This is a genomic window from Streptomyces sp. NPDC020490 (assembly GCF_044335305.1).
Taxonomy (GTDB): domain Bacteria; phylum Actinomycetota; class Actinomycetes; order Streptomycetales; family Streptomycetaceae; genus Streptomyces.
This window is the reverse complement of the sequence record NZ_JBIRUY010000002.1, coordinates 254623-276909: the sequence shown is the minus strand read 5'-3', so window position 1 is coordinate 276909 and position 22287 is coordinate 254623. Positions and strand designations below refer to the sequence as shown.

Genomic DNA, 22287 nt, shown 5'->3' with positions numbered 1-22287 from the left:
TGCAGGCACCGCATCCGCGATCGAAGGGACGTACATGCCCATGGGTCACACGGCCACAGACCAGGCAGGCTCCGGGGGCCTGACAGCGACCGAGCACCGCCTGGCCAACGGGCTGCGCGTGGTGCTCTCCGAGGACCACCTGACCCCGGTCGCGGCGGTGTGCCTCTGGTACGACGTCGGCTCGCGCCACGAGGTCAAGGGCCGTACCGGCCTGGCTCACCTCTTCGAGCACCTGATGTTCCAGGGCTCGGCGCAGGTGCAGGGCAACGGCCACTTCGAGCTGGTGCAGGGCGCCGGCGGCTCGCTCAACGGCACCACGAGCTTCGAGCGCACCAACTACTTCGAGACGATGCCCGCCCACCAGCTGGAGCTCGCCCTCTGGCTGGAGGCCGACCGCATGGGCTCCCTGCTCGCCGCCCTGGACGAGGAGTCCATGGAGAACCAGCGGGACGTCGTCAAGAACGAGCGCCGCCAGCGCTACGACAACGTGCCCTACGGCACCGCCTTCGAGAAGCTGACCGCCATGGTCTACCCGGACGGCCACCCCTACCACCACACCCCGATCGGCTCGATGGCCGACCTGGACGCGGCGACCCTGGAGGACGCGCGCGCGTTCTTCCGCACCTACTACGCGCCGAACAACGCCGTCCTGTCGGTCGTCGGCGACATCGACCCCGAGCAGACGCTCGCCTGGATCGAGAAGTACTTCGGGTCCATCCCGGCGCACGACGGCAAGCCCGCGCCCCGCGACGGCACGCTGCCCGACGTCATCGGCGGGCAGCTGCGCGAGGTCGTCGAGGAGGAGGTCCCGGCCCGCGCCCTGATGGCGGCCTACCGGCTGCCGCACGACGGTACGCGCGCGTGCGACGCCGCCGACCTGGCGCTCACCGTCCTCGGCGGCGGCGAGTCCTCCCGGCTGTACAACCGCCTCGTCCGCCGCGACCGCACGGCCGTCGCGGCCGGCTTCGGCCTGCTGCGGCTCGCCGGGGCGCCCTCCCTGGGCTGGCTGGACGTGAAGACCTCCGGCGACGTCGAGGTGCCGGTCATCGAGGCCGCCATCGACGAGGAGCTCGCCCGGTTCGCCGAGGAGGGCCCCACGGCCGAGGAGATGGAGCGCGCCCAGGCCCAGTTGGAGCGCGAGTGGCTGGACCGGCTCGGCACGGTCGCGGGCCGCGCCGACGAACTGTGCCGGTACGCCGTCCTCTTCGGCGACCCGCAGCTCGCCCTGACCGCCGTGCGGCGCGTGCTCGACGTGACCGCCGAGGAGGTGCGGGAGGCCGCCAGGGCGCGCCTGCGCCCCGACAACCGCGCGGTGCTCGTCTACGAGCCCGTCGCCGCCGAGGTCGCGGAGGCCGCGGACCCGCCCGAGGACCCGGAGGCCGAGGCCACCGTGGAAGGCACCGACGTCAACGAGGAGGCGGCCAAGTGACCGAGCTCGCCACGATGGAGTTCCACCCCCGGCCCAGCGCGGGCGAGGCCAGGCCCTGGGCGTTCCCGGCCCCCGAGCGCGGCACGCTCGACAACGGACTGACGGTCCTGCACTGCCACCGCCCCGGCCAGCAGGTCGTCGCCGTGGAGGTGCTCCTGGACGCCCCCCTGGACGCCGAGCCGGCCGGCTTCGACGGCGTCGCCACGATCATGGCCCGCGCCTTCTCCGAGGGCACCGACAAGCACTCCGCCGAGGAGTTCGCCGCCGAGCTGGAGCGCTGCGGCGCCACCCTCGACGCACACGCCGACCACCCCGGCGTCCGCCTGAGCCTGGAAGTGCCGGCCTCCCGCCTGGCCAAGGCGCTCGGTCTGGTCGCCGACGCCCTGCGGGCGCCCGCCTTCGCCGACAGCGAGGTCGAGCGGCTGGTGCGCAACCGGCTCGACGAGATCCCGCACGAGCTGGCCAGCCCGTCCCGGCGCGCCGCCAAGGAGCTGTCCAAGGAACTGTTCGCGGCGGACTCGCGCATGTCGCGCCCGCGCCAGGGCACCGAGGACACCGTCTCCGACATCGACTCCGCGGCCGTACGCGCCTTCTACGAGAAGCACGTCCGCCCCGCGACCGCCACCGCCGTGGTCGTCGGCGACCTCACCGGCATCGACCTCGACGCGCTGCTCGGCGACACCCTCGGCTCCTGGACCGGCCCGGCGGCCGAGCCGCGCCCCGTGCCGCCGGTGACCGCCGACGACACCGGCCGCGTCGTCATCGTCGACCGTCCCGGCGCCGTCCAGACCCAGCTGCTCATCGGCCGTGTCGGACCCGACCGGCACGACCGCGTGTGGCCCGCGCAGGTGCTCGGCACGTACTGCCTGGGCGGCACCCTCACCTCCCGCCTGGACCGCGTGCTGCGGGAGGAGAAGGGCTACACCTACGGCGTGCGCGCCTTCGCCCAGGTGCTGCGGTCCGCGCCGGACGGCTCGGGCGCAGCGATGCTCGCCATCAGCGGCTCCGTGGACACCCCGAACACCGGCCCCGCGCTGCACGACCTGTGGACGGTGCTGCGCACCCTGGCGGCGGAGGGCCTGACCGACGCCGAGCGCGACGTCGCCGTGCAGAACCTCGTCGGCGTGGCGCCGCTGAAGTACGAGACCGCGGCCGCCGTGGCGAGCACGCTGGCCGACCAGGTCGAGCAGCACCTGCCGGACGACTTCCAGGCGACGCTGTACCGGCAGCTCGCCGAGACCGGCACCGTGGAGGCCACGGCGGCGGCCGTGAGCGCGTTCCCGGTGGACCGTCTGGTGACCGTCCTGGTCGGTGACGCGTCCCAGATCAAGGAGCCCGTCGAGGCCCTCGGCATCGGTGAAGTGACCGTCGTGCCCGCCGAGTAGCGGCACGCACGCGTGGGAGCCCCGGTGACCGACGGGTCACCGGGGCCCTCTTGTGCCCGAATTGAGGCAGAGGTTGCCTGTCTGCCCTGTGGCATGCGCTACAAAAGCCGTCTTCCGTTTGGGGATGGAAAGGCGGCCCGTTTAGCGTCGTCCGGGCTGTTCGTCAGGCAGTGCGCCGCACCCGCGGCACCGGACAGCCATCGCCGAGTCCCCGTACGGCGCGAGCCAGGGGAGCCGGGGACCCACGTCCCTGGGGTGAATCGGACGCCCGCGCCCACGGCGAGGGGGCCCGTAGGAGACCTTCCTGCTCCGAACCCTCCCCCAGAGCCTCAACGGCCTGGGGGGACCCCCACCGCTAACCCGGTAGGCGAGAGGGAAGGAAAGGACCAGCCACCACATGGCGTTCACCTGCGCCACCGGGAAGCACCGCCGTCCCAGCCGTCTCAGGAGCACCACCGCGCGCGCGGCGGGCATGGCGACTCTCGCGACCACCGGTGTCGTCGGCGCTCTGGCCGCCCCGGCGCTCGCCGCCGACAACACGGTCGAGCGGACCGGCCTGCTCCCCGTCGTGAGCCTCGGCGACGCGGTCGCCGAGAAGATCGACGCCCAGGCGGAGGCCCAGCAGCAGGCCGCCGAGGACGCCGCGATCGAGAAGGCCGCCGAGCAGGCCGCGCGCGAGAAGGCCGCCGCGCTGGCCGCGCAGGAGCGCGAGGCCAAGGCGCGCGCCGCCCGCGAGGCCGAGCGCGAGCGCCTCAACGCGTTCACGGCGCCGATCGCGCACTCGTACGTCTCCACCGCCTACCGCGCCAGCAGCTCCCTGTGGTCCTCCGGCAGCCACACCGGCATCGACTTCCACGCCGCGAGCGGCACGTCGGTGCACTCGGTCGGCGCCGGCACCGTCGTCGAGGCCGGCTGGGGCGGGGCGTACGGCAACCAGGTCGTGATCAGGATGGCCGACGGCATGTACACCCAGTACGGCCACCTGTCGTCCATCGGCGTCTCGGTGGGCCAGACGGTGGCCCCGGGCCAGCAGATCGGCCTGTCCGGCGCCACCGGCAACGTCACCGGACCCCACCTGCACTTCGAGGCCCGCACCAGCCCCGAGTACGGCTCGGACGTCGACCCCCTCGCCTACCTGCGCAGGCACGGCGTGAACCTCTGAGGACGTGAATCTCTGAGGGCGGACCACGGGTCCGCCCCGCCGCAAACTTCGCTCCGACCCGAGCCCCGGCCCACCGGCCGGGGCTTTCGGCGTTCCGTCTCCCCGGCCGTCCGGCCCGTTGACCAAAAAATATCCCTGGATTCCGGTCCGCCGTCGGAAATTCCGGCCCATTGCATTAGAGTCACTGAACACACGTCAATCGTCGACGTTTCACGGGGATTAATGCGGAGGTCGGTCATGCGCATTCCCGCGCACTCGGTGTGCACGGCCATTCGGGACGACATCGTCGCGGGTGTCTACGAGCGCGGCGGCCGGCTCACCGAGGAAGTCCTCGCCCGCCGCTACGGCGTCTCGCGCGTCCCCGTCCGCGAGGCCCTGCGCACGCTGGAGGCGGAGGGGTTCGTGGTGACCCGGCGGCACGCGGGCGCGTGCGTCGCGGAGCCGACCGAGCAGGAGGCCGCCGACCTGCTGGAGATGCGCGGGCTGCTGGAGCCGCTCGGCGCCTCGCGGGCCGCCCAGCGGCGCACCGAGGCCCACCTGAAGGTGCTGCGCGGCCTGGTCAGGCTGGGTCAGGAGCGCGCCAGGAGGGGCAACAGCGAGGATCTGCGCTCGCTGGGGGGCTGGTTCCACGAGACGCTCGCCCAGGCCGCCTGCAGTCCCGCGCTGACCTCGATGCTGACCCAGCTGCGCCAGAAGATCTCCTGGATGTACGCGGTGGACGCGCCGGCCGACCCGATGGAGTCCTGGGCGGAGCACGGGGCGATCGTCGACGCGGTGGCACGCGGCGACGGCGAGCGCGCGCGGGCGGTCACGGCGCTGCACGCCGAGCGCTCCCGCGCCGCGCACCGGCTGCGATTCGGCGGCGGGGCGGACCGCGCCGACCGTGTGAGGAACTCGCAACATCCCGTAAACATGTCTGGGCTGCGGCATTAACATGCGCGCCGTATACAAAGAACAGATATTTCGCCGGGCCCTATTTCTGCTGCCCTTTTGCGCGCGCGCCGTGAATTCCCACCCGCGCGCCTTCCGTATGCCCGCGCGACGAATACCGCCATCCGATCACCCGCCCGCCAATGGCCTCCGGCCCGTGCACGAAAATCCCACCCACCCGCCCCGCGCCACGCGCACCCGCCGGTGCCACGCGGCCGCCCGTTCCGTGGCGAAGCCGTCCGGACCCGGCCCGCACCAGGCTCGGGATCGGCCGCGTCCGGCCGCGAGCCGGCGGAGCCGCACGCCCGGCTCGCGAGGTCGCGAAGCGCCGCGCGCCCGCGGGGGACGGTGAAACTGCGCGGGCCCGTCCTGCGTCACGGCGAGGCCGCCCCGGCCGCCGCAACGCCGGGGCCGCCGCGCCCGGCCCCAGCGACGGCAGCCCCGCGGCCCAGCTCGTGCGGCGGCGGGGCCGCGCGCACCCGTTCCGCGGTGACGGGGGAGCCCGCCGCGCTCGGTCCGGCGACAGGCGAGCCTCGCGCTCGGCTTGGACGGCGGGGTTGGACGCGCCCGGCGGGTGGGGCGAAGTAGCTGTCCGGTCCGGTTCGGTCCGCCGTGTGGGAGGGGTCACCCGTGTTCGTCCCCTGCGAGGGCGGAGCGAGCCGCGCTCAAGCTGTGTGGCGGCAGGGTGGTTCGTGCCCGTCGCGTGCCGGGGCGGACCCTGCCGCGTTCGGTGCGGGCCGCGGGGAAGCGGCGGGCTCGGCTCACGGGGCGGGGGTGAATGCGTCCGGCGGATGGGGCGACGTGGCTGTCCGGTCCGGGGTGCTGCGCGGCGAGGTCGGCTGTGCCCGTCCCCGCGAGGGGGAGGCGAGCCGTGCTCGGGCTGTGTGGCGGCGGGGTGGTCGTGCCGGCTGCGTGCCGGGGCGGAGCCTGCCGCAGCCCGGTCCGGGCGCGGGCAAGCCGCGCGCTCGGCTTGGGGCGGCGGGGGCGGACGTGCCGGCCCGCGCCCTGTCAGTGCGGGCGCGCCGTGCTCGGGCCGTGCAGTGGCGGGGCAGTCCGGGCAGTCCGTGTCCGCCCGCTCCCAGGGCGGTGCCGACCGTGTCCGCCCGAGCTCCAGGGCGGAGCCGATCGCGCCCGCTCCTCCCAGGGCGGAGCCGACCTCCCCTGCCCCTCCCGGGCGGCGGCCACGCCGTCCGCCTGCTCCCGCGGCGGGGCCGCCCGCCCTCGCCGGTGTCACGGCGGCGGCGGCGTCCGTCCTCGCCCCGTGTGACGGGGGAGCGGACCGCCCTCGGCCGTGATGCGGCGGAGCCGCGCCCCCACTCCCGGGGGGCGCGGCTCCGTGTGGTCCTGCTGGGGTCAGACGGTCTCGGGGAGTTCCTCGAGGCCCTCGGAGACCAGCTTCGCCAGTCGGTCGAGGGCGATGTCGGCCCCGTCGGCGTCGGAGGCGAGGACGACTTCCTGGCCGCCCTCGGCGCCCAGACTCAGGACGGCCAGCATGGACGCCGCGTTGACGGGGTCGCCGTCGGCCTTGGCGATCGTCACCGGGACGCCTGTGGCCGCGGCGGCTCGGACGAAGATGGAGGCGGGGCGGGCGTGGAGGCCCTCTGCCCAGCCGATGTTGACGCGGCGCTCAGCCATGTGATGCTGCCCTTCGATTCTCAGGGTTGTCTAGACCAGTTTCCCACACCGGGGAGCGTGCCAGGAGGGGTCGTCCGACCCTCCCCGGAGTGACCTTCGGACCGCGGCCTCGGCCCGACCGTCCTCCTCGGCGGTTCACCACAGAGTGCCTCGCGCCGTCGTCAGAAGCGAGCCGTACTCTGGGGCCCATGCAGACCTCGCCGGACCGGCACGAATACCCCGACCACTGGGAGGCCGACGTCGTGCTGCGCGACGGCGGCACCGCACGCATCCGCCCCATCACCGCAGACGACGCGGAGCGCCTGGTCAGCTTCTACGAGCACGTGTCGGACGAGTCGAAGTACTACCGCTTCTTCGCGCCCTACCCGCGACTGTCCGCCAAGGACGTCCACCGCTTCACGCACCACGACTTTGTGGACCGGGTGGGACTCGCGGCCACGGTCGGCGGCGAGTTCATCGCCACCGTACGCTACGACCGCATCGGCGCCGACGGCACGCCCGCCACCTCCCCCGCGGACGAGGCCGAGGTCGCCTTCCTGGTCCAGGACGCCCACCACGGGCGCGGCGTCGCCTCCGCCCTCCTCGAGCACGTCGCCGCCGTCGCCCGCGAGCGCGGCATCCGCCGGTTCGTCGCCGAGGTGCTGCCCGCCAACACCAAGATGATCAAGGTGTTCACGGACGCCGGGTACACGCAGAAGCGCAGCTTCGAGGACGGCGTCGTACACCTGGAGTTCGACATCGAGCCCACCGACCGCTCCCTCGCCGTGCAGCGCGCCCGGGAGCAGCGCGCCGAGGCGCGGTCGGTACGGCGGCTGCTCGTGCCCGGCTCGGTCGCCGTGGTCGGCGTCGGCCGCACTCCGGGAGGCGTCGGACGCAGCATCCTCGACAACATCCGCGACGCCGGGTACACCGGTGCGCTGCACGCCGTGAACAGGGCCTTCGCCGAGGACCAGAAGGAGTTCGACGGGATCCCCGCCCACCGCTCGGTGCGGGAGATCGAGGGGCCAGTCGACCTCGCGGTCGTCGCCGTGCCCGCCGAGCACGTCCCCGACGTCGTCGCCGAGTGCGGCGAGCACGGCGTGCAGGGGCTGGTCGTGGTCTCCGCCGGATACGCCGAGAGCGGCCCGGAGGGGCGCGAGCGCCAGCGTGAACTCGTCCGGCAGGCGCGCGCGTACGGCATGCGCATCATCGGCCCGAACGCCTTCGGGATCATCAACACCTCCCCGGACGTACGGCTCAACGCCTCGCTCGCCCCCGAGATGCCCCGCCCGGGCCGGATCGGCCTGTTCGCCCAGTCCGGCGCCATCGGCATCGCCCTGCTGTCCCGGCTGCAGCGGCGCGGCGGCGGGGTCACCGGCGTGACCGGCGTGTCGACGTTCGTCTCGTCCGGCAACCGCGCGGACGTCTCCGGCAACGACGTGCTCCAGTACTGGTACGACGACCCCGACACCGACGTCGCCCTGATGTACCTGGAGTCCATCGGCAACCCGCGCAAGTTCACGCGCCTGGCCCGGCGCACCGCGGCCGTGAAGCCGCTGGTCGTCGTGCAGGGCGCGGGCAGCGCACCGCAGGGGCACGCCGTCCGCGCGACGCGCCTGCCGCACGCGACGGTGTCCGCGCTGCTGCGGCAGGCGGGCGTGATCCGCGTCGACACGATCACCGAGCTGGTCGACGCGGGCCTGCTGCTCGCCCGCCAGCCGCTGCCGGCCGGTCCGCGGGTGGCCATCCTCGGCAACTCCGAGTCGCTCGGTCTGCTGACCTACGACGCCTGCCTCTCCGAGGGGCTGCGTCCGCTGCGCCCGCTGGACCTGACCACCCAGGCCTCGGCGGCGGACTTCCACGCGGCCCTGCTGAAGGTGCTGGAGGACGACGCGTGCGACGCGGTCGTCGTCACCGCGATACCCGCCATCGGCGAGGCGTCGGCCACCGGTGCCGACGCCGACGCGGAACTGGCGCAGGCGCTCAAGTCCGCGTCGGAACAGGTCCCCGGCAAGCCGGTGCTCGTCGTGCACGTCGAGCTCGGCGGACTCGCCGAGGCCCTGTCCGCGGCGGCGAGCACCGCGCCGCGGACGTCCCCCGAGGCGCCCGGCGCCCGCCGCCCGCGCCCCTCCCAGCAGCTGCCCGCCCCGGCGTCCGCCCAGCAGGCCGCCGCCCCCGACACCGGCACCCGCCTCATCCCCGCCTACCCCGCCGCCGAGCGTGCCGTACGGGCGCTGAGCGAGGCCGTGAAGTACGCGCAGTGGCGGCGCGAGGCCGCCCAGCCCGGCAAGGTCCCCGACTTCGACGGCATCGACGAGAAGGGCGCCGCCAGGATCATCGACCGCATGCTCAGCCGCGGCCAGGGGCTCACCCTCGGGACCGAGGAGACGTACGAACTGCTCGCCTGCTACGGCATCGCCGTGCGCAGCGCCGTCCCCGCCTTCACCCCGGACGACGCCGTCCGGGCGGCGGAAGGCCTCGGCTATCCCGTGGCCCTGAAGGCCACCGCCCCGCACCTGCGGCACCGCGCCGACCTCGGCGGGGTGCGTCTCGACCTGGCGGACGAGGAGCAACTGCGGCGCGCGTACGCCGAGCTGTCCGGGCTCTTCGGCAAGCCGGAGGAACTGCGGCCGGTGGTGCAGGCGATGGCGCCGCGCGGGGTCGACACCATCGTCCGGGCCGTCATCGACCCGGCGGCCGGAGCGGTGCTGTCGTTCGGACTGGCCGGGCCCGCCTCCCAGCTGCTCGGGGACATGGCGCACCGGCTGATCCCGGTGACCGACCGGGAGGCGACCTCGCTGGTCCGCTCGATCCGGACGGCGCCGCTGCTGTTCGGCTGGCGCGGCTCGACGCCGGTCGACACCCCGGCGCTGGAGGAACTGCTGCTGCGGGTGTCGCGGCTGGTCGACGACCACCCGGAAGTGGTCGCGGTGACCCTGGAGCCGGTCGTCGTCGCGCCCCACGGCCTGACCGTCCTCGGCGCCTCCGTCCGGCTCGCCCCGCCGCCCGCCCGCGACGACCTCGGCCCGCGCACCCTTCCCCGGTACTGATCACCAGGACCGATCCCCGGCCTGATCGCCGGTACCGATCTCCGGTAATGAGACACCTGTGAGCGGTGCCTCGCAGTCAGTGCGCCCCCGTAGGATGGACGCATGGCCAAGACCAGTACGACGACCCAGGGGCTGCGAGCGGCGATCGAGCGCAGCGGCTACTACCCGGCCCTCGTGGCCGAGGCGGTGGAGGCCGCCGTGGGCGGCGAGCCCATCCGGTCGTACCTGGTCCACCAGGAGACGACGTTCGACCAGAACGAGGTGCGGCGGCACGTGACCGTGCTCGTCCTCACCGGCAACCGCTTCGTCGTCAGCCACACCGACGAGCAGGCGGCCGACAGCACCTCGCCGACGCCGTACGCCACCACCTCCACGGAGTCCGTGAAGCTCGGCCGGATCTCGTCCGTCGTGGTCAGCCGCGTGGTCGCCAACCCGGAGCAGTACACGCCGGGCACCCTGCCGCGCGAGGTCGTCCTGACCATCGGCTGGGGCGCCGTCTCCCGCATCGACCTCGAGCCCGCCGCCTGCGGCGACCCCGACTGCGAGGCCGACCACGGCTACACCGGCAACTCCACGGCGGACGACCTCAGCCTCCGCGTCAGCGAGGCGGGCGACGGCCCCGAGACCGTCCGCCAGGCCCTCGCCTTCGCGCAGGCGCTGTCCGAGGCGACCGCGGACGTCACCCGCTGATGTCCCACCCGACCCCGGCAGCCGCACCCGGCCCCGCCTCCTGGGACCAGCACCCGGAACCTCTGGCCGTCGGCTCCGCGCCGCGCCCCGAGTACGGCAGCGGCTCCCTCGCCGACCTGCTGCCCACGCTGGCCGCCGGCATGGGCGTACCCGGCATGACGGCCGCGATCACCGAGCTGACCCCCGCCGACCGGAACTGCGTGTTCCTGGTCGACGGCCTGGGCTGGGAGCAGCTCAGGGCGCACCCGGAGGACGCCCCCTACCTGACCTCCCTGCTGGCCGGCTCCCGCGGCGGCACCGGCCGTCCGATCACCGCCGGCTACCCGGCGACCACCGCGACCTCCCTCGCCTCCGTCGGCACCGGCCTGCCGCCCGGCGCGCACGGCCTGCCCGGCTACACCGTGCGCGACCCCGCCACCGGCGAGCTGATGAACCAGCTGCGCTGGCAGCCCTGGACCGCGCCGCACGTCTGGCAGCCGTACCCCACCGTCTTCCAGCTGGCCGAGAAGGCCGGGGCGCACGTCGCCCAGGTGTCGTCGCCCGCCTTCCAGAACACCCCGCTCACCAAGATCGCCCTCAGCGGCGGCGCCTTCCACGGGCGGCTGACCGGCGAGGAGCGCATGGACGTCGCCGCCGCGCAACTCGCCGCCGGCGACCGCTCCCTGGTCTACACGTACTACTCCGAGCTCGACGGGGCCGGCCACCGCTACGGCGTCGACTCCGACACCTGGCGCGGCCAGCTCATGCACGTCGACCGGCTCGTCCAGCGCTTGGCCGAGCAACTGCCGCCGTGCACCGCGCTGTACGTCACCGCCGACCACGGCATGATCGACGTGCCCTTCGACGACGAGCACCGCATCGACTTCGACGCGGACTGGGAACTGCGCGCCGGCGTCGCCCTGCTGGGCGGCGAGGGCCGCGCCCGGCACGTCTACGCGGTGCCGGGCGCCGAGAGCGACGTGCTGACCTGCTGGCGCGAGGTGCTCGGCGAGCAGTTCTGGGTGGCCTCCCGGGACGAGGCGATCGCGGCGGGCTGGTTCGGCCCGGCCGTCGACGAGCGGGTGTACGCCCGCATCGGCGACGTGGTCGCCGCCGCCCGCGACGACGTGCTGATCATCGCCTCCGAGCGGGAGCCGAAGGAGTCGGCGATGGTCGGCAACCACGGCTCGATGACCCCCGCCGAGCAGCTGGTCCCGCTGCTCGAAGTACGCTCCTGAGCCGCCGCACACCCCCTTCGCACCCTTCGTCACCGAAAGGCGTCAACTCCCCATGCCCGAGCTGGTGTTCTTCTCCGGAACGATGGACTGCGGGAAGTCGACACTGGCTCTGCAGATCGAGCACAACCGCTCGGCGCGCGGCCTCGCGGGCATGATATTCACCCGCAACGACCGCGCGGGCGAGGGCAAACTGTCCTCACGCCTCGGCCTGGTGACCGACGCGGTGGAGGTCGAGGACGGTACGGACCTGTACGCCTACCTCGTCGACCACCTCTCGCAGGGCGCCCGCGCGGACTACGTCATCGCCGACGAGGCGCAGTTCCTGGCGCCCGAGCAGATCGACCAGCTGGCGCGTGTGGTCGACGACCTCGGCCTCGACGTCTACGCCTTCGGCATCACCACCGACTTCCGCACCAAGCTGTTCCCCGGCTCGCAGCGGCTGGTCGAACTCGCCGACCGCGTCGAGGTCCTCCAGGTCGAGGCCCTGTGCTGGTGCGGCGCCCGCGCCACGCACAACGCCCGCACGGTGGGCGGCGAGATGGTCGTCGAGGGCGCCCAGGTGGTCGTCGGCGACGTCAACCAGTCGGACGCCGTCGGCTACGAGGTCTTGTGCCGACGGCACCACCGCCGCCGCATGACCGCGGCGACGGCCCGCGCCGCGGCCCTGTCCCCGGACGTGCTCCCGGTCACATCCGCCTGAGGCCCCGGTCACATCCGCCTGAGGGGCACCGGCCGGTGCGCTACCTCAGTGTCCAGACCTGGTTGGGCTGCGTGCCGCCGCCGTAGCAGTCCCAGATCTGCAGGGTCGCGCCGTTGCCGGAGCCGGCGGCGTCCAGGCACTTGCCCGACTGGGGGTTGGTGACAGTGCCGTTGGTGTTGAACTGCCATTGCTGGGCGCCGGTGCCGTTGCACGACCAGAGTTGCACCTTGCTGCCGTTGGCCGTGGAACCGGAGGCCACATCGAGGCACTTGCCGGTCTGCGGGTTGACGAGGGTGCCGCCGCTCCGCGTCCACTTCTGGTTCCAGTCGGTTCCGCAGTCCCACAACTGGACGGGGGTGCCGTCGGCGGTGCCCCAGTCCTTCAGGTCCAGGCAGCGGCCGCTCTGCTGTCCGACGATCGTGCCGGACGTACCGCCCCCGCCCCCGCCGGAGCCGGAGCCGTTGGAGTCGTAGGAGAAGGAGTTCACGGCCAGACCGGGGCCGCCGACCCAGGGCTCGAAGCCGAACTGCACGCTGGTCATGTACCACGCCTTCGACAGGTAGCCGCGGCCGGCCGAGTCGTCGGTGAAGTCCTTGATGTTCACCGTGATCGCGTCGGTGGGCTGCTGGCGGACGTAGGAGACGGTGTTCCAGGCGATGCCGTTGTTCTGACGGCCGTACCACACGTCCCAGTTGGCGCCCTCGATCCAGGCCGTGCCGACCTTGGTGCCGAACGGTGTGGGCGACCCGGAGTGGTTGGCCCAGATCATCATCTCTTCGCCGTTGTTCTGGCCCGACGGGTTGGGGCTGGTGTCGAACCAGATGTCGTACGCGGCGTCCCACTGCCCGTCGGCGGTGGAGAAGTCGACGCTGGACTGCGGGTTGCCGAAGGCCGACACCTGCAGCGGCAGGCCGTTGCCGCTGGAGCAGTTGCCGTAGTGGCAGCCGGCGTAGATCGACGGATACGCCGCCGGCGCGCCGCTGGTGCCCACGTCGTGCCAGCCGGTGGTGACCTTGAAGCCGTCGTCCGACACATCGATGCACTGGGGGATCGAGTCACCCCACTCGTTGTTCTGGACGACGTACTTGCCGCCCGAGACCTTCATGCTGTCGGTCTTGCCGCAGAGGGTGGTACTCGCGGACGCGGGCGAAGCGCCGGTCAGGGAGAGGGCGACCAGGAACAGGGCGGCCACGACGGACGCGACAACCGCGTTCCCACGGCGCCGATTCGGGCGCGATCCGGTCATGGGGATCCTTTCGCTCGCCGGGTGGCTTCTGTGGCACCCGGACGGTGGGGGGACGGACTCGGAGAGTCTGGGAGCGCTCCCATGTGCTGGCGCCGACATCGGCGTCTTCCGGAAATGAAATGAGGGTGCTGGGGTCAAGACGGCCTGTCGTGCCCGTCTCCGAGGGGAAACCACTACGCGGCATGGGGGCTTGCCCGGCTGACTCACACCACAAAACATGAAGCCAGTGAGCCTGACGGAGTGTCAAGTGGCGCGACCGCGTTCACTTTCTGAAGCCCGCTCGGCGGGTCGGCTCCCGAACGGCCCGCCAAGGGTGCCGGTGTTCGGCGAAAGCCGATCAGCGCGGAAGCGGATGGGGCTATGATCATCCGCGGCAAGGCTGTAGCGCAGAGGTCGTCGCGCCCTAGCATCAAGCTGGAGGACGTCGGTTCGAATCCGACCAGCCTTGCCGCCCTTGTCGTGGAGGAAAGTCGATTGGCGTCGGTCCATCCTGGGCGGGCGGAGGGCGATGCCGCCCTCGGCGAGCCGGGCACCGGCGAGGAACCGGTGGAGTGGTGATGACGCAGCCGACGCCCGTACGCTGCCCGGCGATCGAACATCCGGACATCCCGATCGTCGATCCGTCCCGGCTGGACCCGCTGCTGGCCCGGCTGAGGTCGGCACGGCCGGTCACCGCCGACGAGGCCTTCCCGGTCGGCACCGTGCGCGCGGACGGGCGGGTCGACCTGTGCAAACAGGGACTGGGAGCGGCCGGCGCCGCCCGCCTGATGCCGGTCGCCGCCTCCTCGCCGCACGCCGCGCACGTCCTGCTCGGCACCAACGCCATCGGGAACGAGGGGGCGTCCACGGTCGCCGGGGCGCTCGTCGACGGCCACGGCCTGCACACCCTGTACCTCGGCTGCAACCGCATCGGTCCGGAAGGCGTCACCGCGCTCGCCGACGCGCTGGCGGACGACGACACCGTCCGCGCCCTGTGGCTCAAGCGCAACCCGGTCGGTGACGAAGGCGCCCTCGCGCTCGCCGCGATGCTGCGCCGCAACACCGCGCTGCGCACCCTCGACCTCGTCAACACCGGCCTGACCGCCGAGGGGCTGCGGGCCCTGCTCGACGCCCTCACCGGCCGCCCGCGCCCGGTGGAACGCCTCTTCCTCGGCGGGAACGGCCTGACCGCCGACACCGCCGGCCTGCTCGCGGCGCTGATCCGCGACGCGGGCGTGCGCGAGCTGTACCTGCCCGCCAACCACCTCGGCGACGAAGGCGCCGCCGTCCTCGCGGCCGCCGCCGACGCCCGGCGCCCCGTGCGCCTCGCACTGGGCGGCAACGGCATCGGCCCCGCCGGGGCCCGCGCCCTCGCCGGCGCCCTGGCCGGGATCGAGGCGCTCGACCTCGGCCGGCCGAGGTCCGAACGCAGCCTCGGCGCCCCCGCCAACGCCACCGGAGACGAAGGCGCCCGCGCACTGGCCGCCGCGCTGCCGGGCAGCCCGCTGCGCCGGCTGGAGCTCTGCCACACCGGGCTCACCGGACGGGGCGCGAAGTCCCTGCTGGCAGCCGTACCGGACGACTCACCGCTGGAGTACGTCGGTCTCGGACCCGGCCTGCCCCGCAAGGTCAAGCGATCCTTCACCCAGTGCCTGCGGCCCGCGGCCGGGGCCCACCCGGACCTGCGCGCGATAGGAAGTGTCTACCGGTGAGCCCCCGCTCCGAACTCCCCTGCTTCCCACCGGAAGAGGCGGCGAGCCGACGGCGGATCCGCCGTTACGCGGTGCCCCGGAGCATGATCGAGCGGGCGGCCGGACGCCGCGCGGCCGGGGACTGGCGCGGGGCGTGCGCGGCGGCCGGCGTGGACGTCGCCATCGACCTGCCCGAGGTCGTCGAGCACTGCGGCCACGACGTCGCCGCGGCCCTGGAGGACGACCTGCGCCACCTGGTGCCGGACCTGGTGCGCTGGCACCTGCCCAGGGCGCTGGGCGGCCGGACCACGATCGTCACCGGCCGCACCGTCGTCCTCGCCCGCTACCGCCCGGTGCGGGCGGGGGAACGCCGGCGCTCCACGCCGTACCTCCACCTCACCACGCCCGCGATGCTCGAAGGCCCGCAGCGGCTCACCCTGCGGTTCGAGACGGTCGCGGACGAGAAGGCCGCCGGCGTCTTCCAGGAGGGCGCCGAGGACTGGCGGTACGCCCGGCACCTGTGGGACGCGCGGCACACCGCCGCGCTGCTCCCGCGGTGCGGCGGCCACGACCGCCCGCCGTTCTTCCGTCCCGACGGCACGCCGCGCGGTACGGACGAGCTGCCCACCGCCGACCCCGGCCACGACGACCCGGCGGCACGGTCCGAGTGGGTCACCCTCCTGCACCAGAACGGCGACGTCCCGGCGGCGTTGAGCGCCGTGGGGATCGAACTCGACCTGACACCCCCGACCGGCCCCGCCTGGTACCGGGTCGACCCCGGGGAAGTCGTCGGCAGGCTCGCGCTCGACCACACCCGCCTGGAGCCGGAGATCCGACGACTGGCGGACGAGGGGGTCGGGGACCGCTTCCTCATCGGCGTCGACTGGCGGACGAGCCTCCTGCTGGAGCCGGCGCCGTCGGCTCCAGCAGGGCTGCGCATCAGGGCCGTCGGCCGGAACGAGGCCGGCGACCTGCCCTTCCTGGCCGAGGCCCTCTGGCGCAGACTGCCCGACCTCGACCTGATGCGCGTCGGCGGAGTCGAGCCGGACCACCTGCACCCGCTGGTCCGCGAGGCGCTGTTCCCCGCGCTCGGGCCCGCCGTCGGCCCCGTCGGCCCGCCCGGTCCCGCCGCGCCCGCCCCCGTCCGGGTCAGGTGCCGCGGCGAATGGCACGAGGTGGCCTTCCGCCCGGGCCACCTGCTCCACATGCCGCACGACGACGAGGAACAGCGACGCGAGCAGGCCCTGCGCGCCTTCGGCGGCGCCGTCTCCGGGTGCTTCGCCGTCCAGCAGACCTGGATGTCGGGCAGCGGCCGGCTGCCGAAGGCGCTGCGCGCCCAGCGGCAGGACCTGTTCCTGCGCGCCCAGCACGGCGACACCGACGGTGTGCTCGAACTCCTGGACGCGGGCATGGACCCCCGGGTACGCGACGCCGCCCGGCGCACGCTGCTCCATGTGCTGCACCTGCTCGACCACGAGGCACTCCTGCCCCGGCTGCTCGCGGAGGGACTCGACCTCGAGGCCGTGGACCACCGGTACCGCACCCCGCTGTACGTGGCGGTCAACGACGGGGGTTCCAGGGCCCTGGTGGAGGCGTTGCTCGCCGCGGGTGCCCGGATCGACGTGGTCGACAATTCGGAGCTCTCGCTGGCCCAGATCGTCCGCCGGTACAAGCGCCACGACCTGGCCTTCCTGCGCAAGCGCGTGGAGGAGGAGCATCCGGGCATCGGCTCCGACTGGGTGGACGAGTGGCTGGACGAGAAGGAGCGGGAGCAGGAGCAGGGGGACGAGGACGACGGCGAGGACGAGGACCTGTGAGCACCATCCCCACCCCCCGCACCGGGCCGGGACCGCTGGCCGCCGCGGACGACCTGGTCCGCAGGCTGCGCGCCCACCGGACCGAACCCGCCGCCAACCCCCAACTGGAAGCGCTGGCACTGGCGGTGACGGCCAATCAGCCCGTCCTGCTGTGGGGTGAACCCGGCATCGGCAAGTCGGCCGGCCTGGAGCAACTGGCCGCCGGACTCGGCCTGGTGCTGGAGACGGTCATCGCCAGTGTGCACGAGCCGTCGGACTTCGCCGGACTGCCGATCGTCGGCGACGACCCGGCGGTGACCGGCGTACCGATGGCCCCGCCCGACTGGGCGGTCCGGCTCAGCCGGGCCGGACAGGGCCTGCTCTTCTTCGACGAACTCTCCTCCGCGCCACCGGCCGTGCAGGCGGCGCTGCTGCGGGTCGTCCTCGAACGCAGGGTCGGCAGCCTGGTGCTGCCCGACGCGGTGCGCATCGTCGCCGCCGCCAACCCGCCCTCCAGCGCGGCGGACGGCTGGCACCTGAGCCCTCCGCTCGCCAACCGCTTCGTCCACCTCGACTGGACCCACGACCCCCGCACCGTCGCGCGCGGCATGGCGGGGACCTGGCCGGAGGCGGCCGTCCCCGCGGTCGATCCGGCCAAGGTGCCCGGTGCCGTGGCGCGGGCCCGCGGCGCCGTCTCCGGTTTTCTCACCGCCCGGCCGGGCCTGGTCCACCACATACCCGCCGACGCCGAGAGCCGGGGCCGGTCGTGGCCGTCCCCGCGGACCTGGGACATGGCGCTGCGGCTGCTCGCGACGGGGTACGCGACCGGCGCCGGCCGCGAGGCGCTGGCCGCCGCGCTCACCGGCGCCGTCGGGGACGGCGCGGGCATCGAACTGCTGTCGTACCTGGACCACCTCGATCTGCCGGACCCCGAACGGGTCCTCGCCGATCCCGACGCGTTCGCCCTGCCCGACCGCGGCGACCGCCAACTGGCCTTCCTCATCGCGGTGGTCGCCGCCATCCAGAGCGAACCCACCCGGCCCCGCTGGGAGGCCGGCTGGGCCGTACTGGCCAAAGCCGTGGACGCGGGTGTGCCGGACGTCGCCGCGCGGGCCGCCACCGACCTCGCGGCGATGCGCGAACTCGACTGGCCGGTGCCACCCGGCATCGACGGCTTCCTGGAACTGCTGCAGATGTCCGGGGCCCTGCCCGGCGGCCGGTGAGGCGCACGGGCATGGCGGCGTCCCGCGGACACCTGGACTCGACGAAACTGCTCGCCGCCCGCTACCGCGCGGCGAGCGACCGGCCCTACCTGGCGTCGGCCCTGTACGCCCTGAGCGTCGTGCCCTGCCCCGACATCCCGACGATGGCCGTGGACCGGCACTGGCGCTGCTACGTGTCGCCCGCCTTCGTCGACGCGACGCCCGTGGAGGAACTCGCGGGCGTGTGGGTGCACGAGGCGGCGCACCTGCTGCGCGACCACCACGGCCGCGCCGACCGGCTCCCCGCCGCCGACCAGCGCGACCGGTACCGCGTCAACGTGGCCCAGGACTGCGAGATCAACGACGACCTCCTCGCGGACGGCCTGCGCCTGCCCGACGGACGCGTCGAACCCCGCACCTTCGGCCTGCCCGACGGCCAGATCTTCGAGACCTACCTGGGGCAACTGCCGCCCCATGTGCGCCGGCACGACTGCGGCTCCGGGGCCCACGGCCGCCCCGGCCCCTGGGAACTCGGGGGATCGGGATCCGCCGGGCCCGCGCCGCTCGGCGAGGTCGAGGCCCAGGCACTGCGCCGGCAGACCGCCGAGGCGATGCGCGCCCACCAGCGCGGTCGCGGCACACTGCCGGCGGGCTGGCGCCGCTGGGCCGAAGAGGTCCTGGAGCCCACGGTGGACTGGCGGCAGGCGCTGTCCGGCGCGGTCCGGGAGGCCGCCGCGTGGGCCGGCGGGGCCGTCGACTACACCTACCGCCGCCCGTCGCGCCGCACTCCGGCACTGCGCGGCGTCGTCCTGCCGAGCCTGCGCCGTCCACTGCCCCGGGTGGCCGTCGTCGTCGACACCTCCGGCTCGATGGGCGACGCGGAACTCGCCGCGGCCCTGGGAGAGGTCACCGGCGTCCTGCGCGAGGTCGGCGTCCGCGGCAACCGCGTCACCGTCCTCGCCTGCGACGCCGATGTGCACGCCGTCTCCCAGGTGACGGCCACCGAGCAGATCAGCCTCGGCGGGGGCGGCGGCACGGACATGCGCGTGGGCATCGACGCGGCGCTCGCCGCCCGGGACCGACCGAGCATCGTCGTGGTCCTCACCGACGGCCTCACCCCCTGGCCCGACGAGACCCCCTCCTGCCGTCTCATCGCCGCCCTGATAGGCCCGGCCGCCCCGCAGCCCCCGCGCTGGGTGGAGACGGTACGCGTCCCCACCGGCTGACGCACGAACCGTACGGCTGTCGGACCCGCCGCTCCGCCGCGGCCCGTCCGACCCTGTGCTGGTGCGACGTCCGCGGCACGCACAACGCCCGCACGGTGGGCGGCGAGGCGGTCGTCGAGGGCGCCCAGGTGGTCGTCGGCGACGTCAACCAGGGGCCTCGCGGCTGGATTCGTCCCCCGGCTTCGGGCCTCCACGGGCGGCCGTGCCCTACGCTCGACCCACAACTTGCTTCGGAGATGGTGGAGGACGTCATGGATCCGATTGCGCCTGAACTGCTCATGGCCCTTGCCGGGGGCACGGCGGGTGCGGCGGGGGAGCAGATCTGGACAACCTTGCGAAACCTGGTCAGACGGCGTCCGTCGCACGGAGAGCCGTACGACGAGAGCGAGTTGACGGCCCTCGCCGAGGCGCCCTCCAACGCGGACCGTGCCGTGGAACTGGCGGAGGCACTGGCTCTGCGTGCCCGGCAGGATCCCGCCTTCGCCGAGGCGCTCGCAGCCTGGCGGCGGGAGGCCGAGGCACTGGAGGGCGCCGGCCCCGGCACCGGCCGTGGCGACGTGCACAACAATGTCTCCGGAGGCGCTCACGGCGTTGTCGTCCAGGTACGCGATATCCACGGCTCCTTCAAGGCCGGCGGCTGACGGCCTGCCTGGGGCCGCGTCCGGACCGGTTCACCCTCGGACACCACGCCTGCCTGACGACCCGGGCCCGCATCAGGGCGGCGCTGGGCGACCTCCAGGGATCCGTGGAGTACTTCCTGGGATGCGGCGACAGCCTCGCCTCGGCCGGCATCGGCAATCCCGTGCTCGCGCGCTGGTGGTTCGAGCCGCCCAGGTGCCGGCCGAACCCAGCCGGGTCCACGAGGGGCTGGACATCCTCGAGCGGGTCCGGCCGTCGGTCGAACAGTGGGTACCGTCCGGGCGCGGGGCATGCGGACGCTCGCCCGCGGTGTCCTCACTCCGGGCGATTCCGGCATCGACGCGGAGGCAGAAGCCGCCAGTCCGGTTGCCGGAGGCGCCGGGCGACTCGAACACGCCCATGGCCGTCCGTATCGCGTCCACGGTTCACGGCAACGTGGCTTCCGCCTTGCCTTCCGTCTGCGGCGGCGGGGTCGGTCCCATAGCGGCCGGAACCGGGCCCTGCCGGCCGCTGTCAGCCGGCGTAGGGGCCGCGGACGACGCTGTCCCCGGAGTGGTCGGGTTTGCCGTTGTAGGACTGGACGGAGACGTCGACGACCGAGTACTCGCGGAGGTCGATGTTGTCGGGGACGGGCAGGGTGGCGTGGCCGTCGGGGCCGAGGACGCCCATGGAGACCAGCGCGGTGTGGGTGCGGTCCATGAGCCACACCTCGAAGTACCCGACGGTCGTGGGCAGGCCCTTGACGGTGATGTCGAGGGTGCGGTGGCCGCGGCTGTCGGCGGTGAGGCGGGCATAGCCCGCGGCCCTGGCCTGCAGTGAGGCCAGCCGTCTTCCGTCTGTCGCGGGCGTGGCACCCGGTGAGCTGGTCTGTGTGACCCACCAGGTGACGGTGGAACCCGCTGCCGCACCGAGCAGCGCGGCGCAGGCGGCGAGTACGACGGTGAAGCGGCCCAGGCGGCGCAGTCCCGCTCGGCGTGCAGGTTCGGCCGCGCCGGGTGCGGGTGGCGTCGCGGCCGGACCGTGCCGGGTGGGGATGTTCAGTTCGTCCGCGATGGAGTTCCACAGACCGTCCGGCGGCTGGAGCAGTTCGTGCTCTGCGGGTACGGGCGTTCTCATCGCCGAGACCACCCGGCGAAGGCTGTCGAGTTCCTTGCGGCAACGAAGGCACTCGTGCAGGTGAGCCGTGGCCGAGGGGGAGGTCACCTCACCGAGTGCCATCAGTGCCAGGGTTTCCTCATCGGTGTGCTTCACCGTCCACCTCCAACCGGTTCTTCATACGCATCAGTCCGCGCCGTGTGTGACTCTTGACCGTGCCCAGCGGCAGACCGGTGCGCTCGGCGATCTGTGACTGAGTGAGGTCTTCGTAGAACGCCATTCTGAGCACGGTCTGCTGCTGCTCGGGAAGCGTATCGAGTTCCTTCGTGAGCAGAACGTAGTCCAGTACCGATTCCGACGGGCCTGCTGCTTGGCGGCCTGCGGCCGCTGCCGCCGCTGCCGCGACCGTGAGCGCTTCGATGTCTCTGACGTGCCGGGAGCGGCGGATGAGGGCGTCCGCGACCTTCTTGTGGGTGATGCCCATGATCCATGTCTTCAGGGATCCGCGGTGCGGATCGAAGCTCTTGCGTCCGTTCCACGCTCCGACGAAGACCTGCTGGGTGACGTCCTTCGCTTCCTCCGTGTCCCCGAGCCTGCGCGAGGCGACGGTGAAGACGAGCGCCCCCCAGCGGCGGTAGGCCTCGTTGAGGCACGACTCGTCACCGGCGGCGAACCCCTCGGCTAGGTGGTCGTCGGAAACGGCGGTCACGGCGGCGACACCGGCCGCGAGAACTTCGGAGCCGCCCCAGCTCGCCGTCATTTCGGTGCCTCCACGGCTGTGACGACCAGATTGTTCTGGTAACCGCCCTGGTCGGGTAGATAGGGGCCGGCGCAGGTGATCAGTGTCAGCACCGGCCGGCCGTCGCGGCGGAACACACCTGAGCCGGCCAGGGCCTTCTTGCCGATGGTGCGACGCGCGGTGATGCGGTACTCCACCGTGCTGCCGTCCGATCGCTCGATCAGTACGCGGTCGCCCTGCCGGACCTCGTTCAGGGCGACCAGGACGCCGAGTCCGCGTCCCCTGGCGTCGATGTGGCCGACCAGGACGGCGGAGCCTTCGGCTGAACCGGGCGCGGGGGAGAAGCGGTACCAGCCGACCCTTCTCGGGTCGCCCGGAACCTTCACCTGGCCGTCGGTGTCGACGCCCACCGGGTCCACGGCAGCACGTACCTTCAGCCTCGGCAGCGAGAGTTCCGAGGGCTCGGGCGCGCTGGGGGCGGGCGAAGGAACTTCCGT

18 protein-coding genes are annotated in these 22287 nt (G+C 73.5%); 13 read left to right on the top strand and 5 right to left on the bottom strand.

Features of this window, described 5'->3' with window-relative positions; translation table 11 throughout:
• Positions 1 to 40 precede the first annotated feature (40 nt).
• The 4 genes from ACH4ZX_RS04685 (at position 41) to ACH4ZX_RS04670 (ending at position 4909) form a co-directional block, all read left to right on the top strand.
• Positions 41 to 1429 carry a M16 family metallopeptidase gene (locus ACH4ZX_RS04685; RefSeq protein ID WP_398267653.1) on the top strand — a complete coding sequence of 463 codons (1389 nt, stop codon included), beginning with the start codon at positions 41 to 43 and terminating at the stop codon, positions 1427 to 1429.
• Positions 1426 to 2814, top strand: coding sequence for a M16 family metallopeptidase (locus ACH4ZX_RS04680; RefSeq protein WP_398267438.1), 1389 nt, complete (start codon positions 1426 to 1428; stop codon positions 2812 to 2814). Before ACH4ZX_RS04685 ends, ACH4ZX_RS04680 begins: the two co-directional genes overlap by 4 nt.
• A gap of 397 nt (positions 2815 to 3211) precedes the next feature.
• Positions 3212 to 3976: a M23 family metallopeptidase gene (locus ACH4ZX_RS04675; protein ID WP_398267435.1), complete on the top strand. Its 765-nt coding sequence runs from the start codon at positions 3212 to 3214 to the stop codon at positions 3974 to 3976.
• Positions 3977 to 4213: 237 nt separating this feature from the next.
• Positions 4214 to 4909, top strand: coding sequence for a GntR family transcriptional regulator (locus ACH4ZX_RS04670; protein ID WP_398267432.1), 696 nt, complete (start codon positions 4214 to 4216; stop codon positions 4907 to 4909).
• Positions 4910 to 6259: 1350 nt separating this feature from the next.
• Here the strand turns inward: ACH4ZX_RS04670 and ACH4ZX_RS04665 are convergent.
• The gene (locus ACH4ZX_RS04665) at positions 6260 to 6541 is read right to left on the bottom strand and encodes an HPr family phosphocarrier protein (RefSeq protein WP_398267429.1); all 282 of its coding nucleotides are present in this window, start codon (positions 6539 to 6541) and stop codon (positions 6260 to 6262) included.
• Between the two features lie 188 nt (positions 6542 to 6729).
• Between ACH4ZX_RS04665 and ACH4ZX_RS04660 the strand changes: the two genes are divergently transcribed.
• The 4 genes from ACH4ZX_RS04660 (at position 6730) to ACH4ZX_RS04645 (ending at position 12177) form a co-directional block, all read left to right on the top strand.
• Positions 6730 to 9570 carry a GNAT family N-acetyltransferase gene (locus ACH4ZX_RS04660; protein WP_398267426.1) on the top strand — a complete coding sequence of 947 codons (2841 nt, stop codon included), beginning with the start codon at positions 6730 to 6732 and terminating at the stop codon, positions 9568 to 9570.
• Between the two features lie 102 nt (positions 9571 to 9672).
• Complete coding sequence (locus ACH4ZX_RS04655; protein ID WP_324785150.1) at positions 9673 to 10260, top strand: DUF5998 family protein; 588 nt, start codon at positions 9673 to 9675, stop codon at positions 10258 to 10260.
• On the top strand, positions 10260 to 11477 hold the full coding sequence (locus ACH4ZX_RS04650) for an alkaline phosphatase family protein (protein ID WP_398267423.1): 1218 nt from the start codon (positions 10260 to 10262) through the stop codon (positions 11475 to 11477). Before ACH4ZX_RS04655 ends, ACH4ZX_RS04650 begins: the two co-directional genes overlap by 1 nt.
• Before the next feature lie 52 nt (positions 11478 to 11529).
• Positions 11530 to 12177, top strand: coding sequence for a thymidine kinase (locus ACH4ZX_RS04645; RefSeq protein WP_398267420.1), 648 nt, complete (start codon positions 11530 to 11532; stop codon positions 12175 to 12177).
• A gap of 40 nt (positions 12178 to 12217) precedes the next feature.
• Here ACH4ZX_RS04645 and ACH4ZX_RS04640 read toward each other — a convergent pair whose 3' ends face one another.
• A complete protein-coding gene (locus tag ACH4ZX_RS04640) occupies positions 12218 to 13423 on the bottom strand; it encodes an RICIN domain-containing protein (RefSeq protein WP_398267417.1) in 1206 nt (401 codons plus the stop codon).
• Positions 13424 to 13980: 557 nt separating this feature from the next.
• Here ACH4ZX_RS04640 and ACH4ZX_RS04635 point away from each other — a divergent pair.
• From ACH4ZX_RS04635 to ACH4ZX_RS04615, 5 genes are all read left to right on the top strand, one after another.
• The gene (locus tag ACH4ZX_RS04635; protein WP_398267415.1) at positions 13981 to 15114 is read left to right on the top strand and encodes a gala protein; all 1134 of its coding nucleotides are present in this window, start codon (positions 13981 to 13983) and stop codon (positions 15112 to 15114) included.
• On the top strand, positions 15111 to 16910 hold the full coding sequence (locus tag ACH4ZX_RS04630) for an ankyrin repeat domain-containing protein (protein WP_398267412.1): 1800 nt from the start codon (positions 15111 to 15113) through the stop codon (positions 16908 to 16910). The genes ACH4ZX_RS04635 and ACH4ZX_RS04630 overlap by 4 nt, the downstream gene beginning before the upstream one ends.
• Positions 16907 to 18112, top strand: coding sequence for a sigma 54-interacting transcriptional regulator (locus tag ACH4ZX_RS04625; RefSeq protein WP_398267409.1), 1206 nt, complete (start codon positions 16907 to 16909; stop codon positions 18110 to 18112). The genes ACH4ZX_RS04630 and ACH4ZX_RS04625 overlap by 4 nt, the downstream gene beginning before the upstream one ends.
• 11 nt (positions 18113 to 18123) lie before the next feature.
• A complete protein-coding gene (locus tag ACH4ZX_RS04620) occupies positions 18124 to 19317 on the top strand; it encodes a VWA-like domain-containing protein (RefSeq protein ID WP_398267406.1) in 1194 nt (397 codons plus the stop codon).
• A 236-nt stretch (positions 19318 to 19553) separates the two neighbouring features.
• Positions 19554 to 19958: a hypothetical protein gene (locus tag ACH4ZX_RS04615; protein WP_398267403.1), complete on the top strand. Its 405-nt coding sequence runs from the start codon at positions 19554 to 19556 to the stop codon at positions 19956 to 19958.
• 511 nt (positions 19959 to 20469) lie between these two features.
• On the opposite strand, the gene ACH4ZX_RS04610 is transcribed toward ACH4ZX_RS04615, so the two are convergent.
• From ACH4ZX_RS04610 to ACH4ZX_RS04600, 3 genes are read right to left on the bottom strand one after another with little or no spacing between them, the layout of a single operon-like run.
• Complete coding sequence (locus ACH4ZX_RS04610; protein ID WP_398267400.1) at positions 20470 to 21207, bottom strand: anti-sigma factor; 738 nt, start codon at positions 21205 to 21207, stop codon at positions 20470 to 20472.
• The gene (locus tag ACH4ZX_RS04605) at positions 21191 to 21811 is read right to left on the bottom strand and encodes an RNA polymerase sigma factor (protein WP_398267397.1); all 621 of its coding nucleotides are present in this window, start codon (positions 21809 to 21811) and stop codon (positions 21191 to 21193) included. The genes ACH4ZX_RS04610 and ACH4ZX_RS04605 overlap by 17 nt, the downstream gene beginning before the upstream one ends.
• The gene (locus tag ACH4ZX_RS04600; RefSeq protein WP_398267394.1) at positions 21808 to 22209 is read right to left on the bottom strand and encodes a class F sortase; all 402 of its coding nucleotides are present in this window, start codon (positions 22207 to 22209) and stop codon (positions 21808 to 21810) included. Before ACH4ZX_RS04600 ends, ACH4ZX_RS04605 begins: the two co-directional genes overlap by 4 nt.
• Between the last annotated feature and the right edge of the window lie 78 nt (positions 22210 to 22287).

Bases quoted from the DNA above. Each gene is read 5' to 3' on its own strand.
- ACH4ZX_RS04685 (WP_398267653.1), top strand. From the start codon at position 41: ATGGGTCACACGGCCACAGACCAGGCAGGCTCCGGGGGCCTGACAGCG.
- ACH4ZX_RS04675 (WP_398267435.1), top strand. From the start codon at position 3,212: ATGGCGTTCACCTGCGCCACCGGGAAGCACCGCCGTCCCAGCCGTCTC.
- ACH4ZX_RS04670 (WP_398267432.1), top strand. From the start codon at position 4,214: ATGCGCATTCCCGCGCACTCGGTGTGCACGGCCATTCGGGACGACATC.
- ACH4ZX_RS04665 (WP_398267429.1), bottom strand. From the start codon at position 6,541: ATGGCTGAGCGCCGCGTCAACATCGGCTGGGCAGAGGGCCTCCACGCC.
- ACH4ZX_RS04660 (WP_398267426.1), top strand. From the start codon at position 6,730: ATGCAGACCTCGCCGGACCGGCACGAATACCCCGACCACTGGGAGGCC.
- ACH4ZX_RS04655 (WP_324785150.1), top strand. From the start codon at position 9,673: ATGGCCAAGACCAGTACGACGACCCAGGGGCTGCGAGCGGCGATCGAG.
- ACH4ZX_RS04650 (WP_398267423.1), top strand. From the start codon at position 10,260: ATGTCCCACCCGACCCCGGCAGCCGCACCCGGCCCCGCCTCCTGGGAC.
- ACH4ZX_RS04645 (WP_398267420.1), top strand. From the start codon at position 11,530: ATGCCCGAGCTGGTGTTCTTCTCCGGAACGATGGACTGCGGGAAGTCG.
- ACH4ZX_RS04640 (WP_398267417.1), bottom strand. From the start codon at position 13,423: ATGACCGGATCGCGCCCGAATCGGCGCCGTGGGAACGCGGTTGTCGCG.
- ACH4ZX_RS04635 (WP_398267415.1), top strand. From the start codon at position 13,981: ATGACGCAGCCGACGCCCGTACGCTGCCCGGCGATCGAACATCCGGAC.
- ACH4ZX_RS04620 (WP_398267406.1), top strand. From the start codon at position 18,124: ATGGCGGCGTCCCGCGGACACCTGGACTCGACGAAACTGCTCGCCGCC.
- ACH4ZX_RS04615 (WP_398267403.1), top strand. From the start codon at position 19,554: ATGGTGGAGGACGTCATGGATCCGATTGCGCCTGAACTGCTCATGGCC.
- ACH4ZX_RS04605 (WP_398267397.1), bottom strand. From the start codon at position 21,811: ATGACGGCGAGCTGGGGCGGCTCCGAAGTTCTCGCGGCCGGTGTCGCC.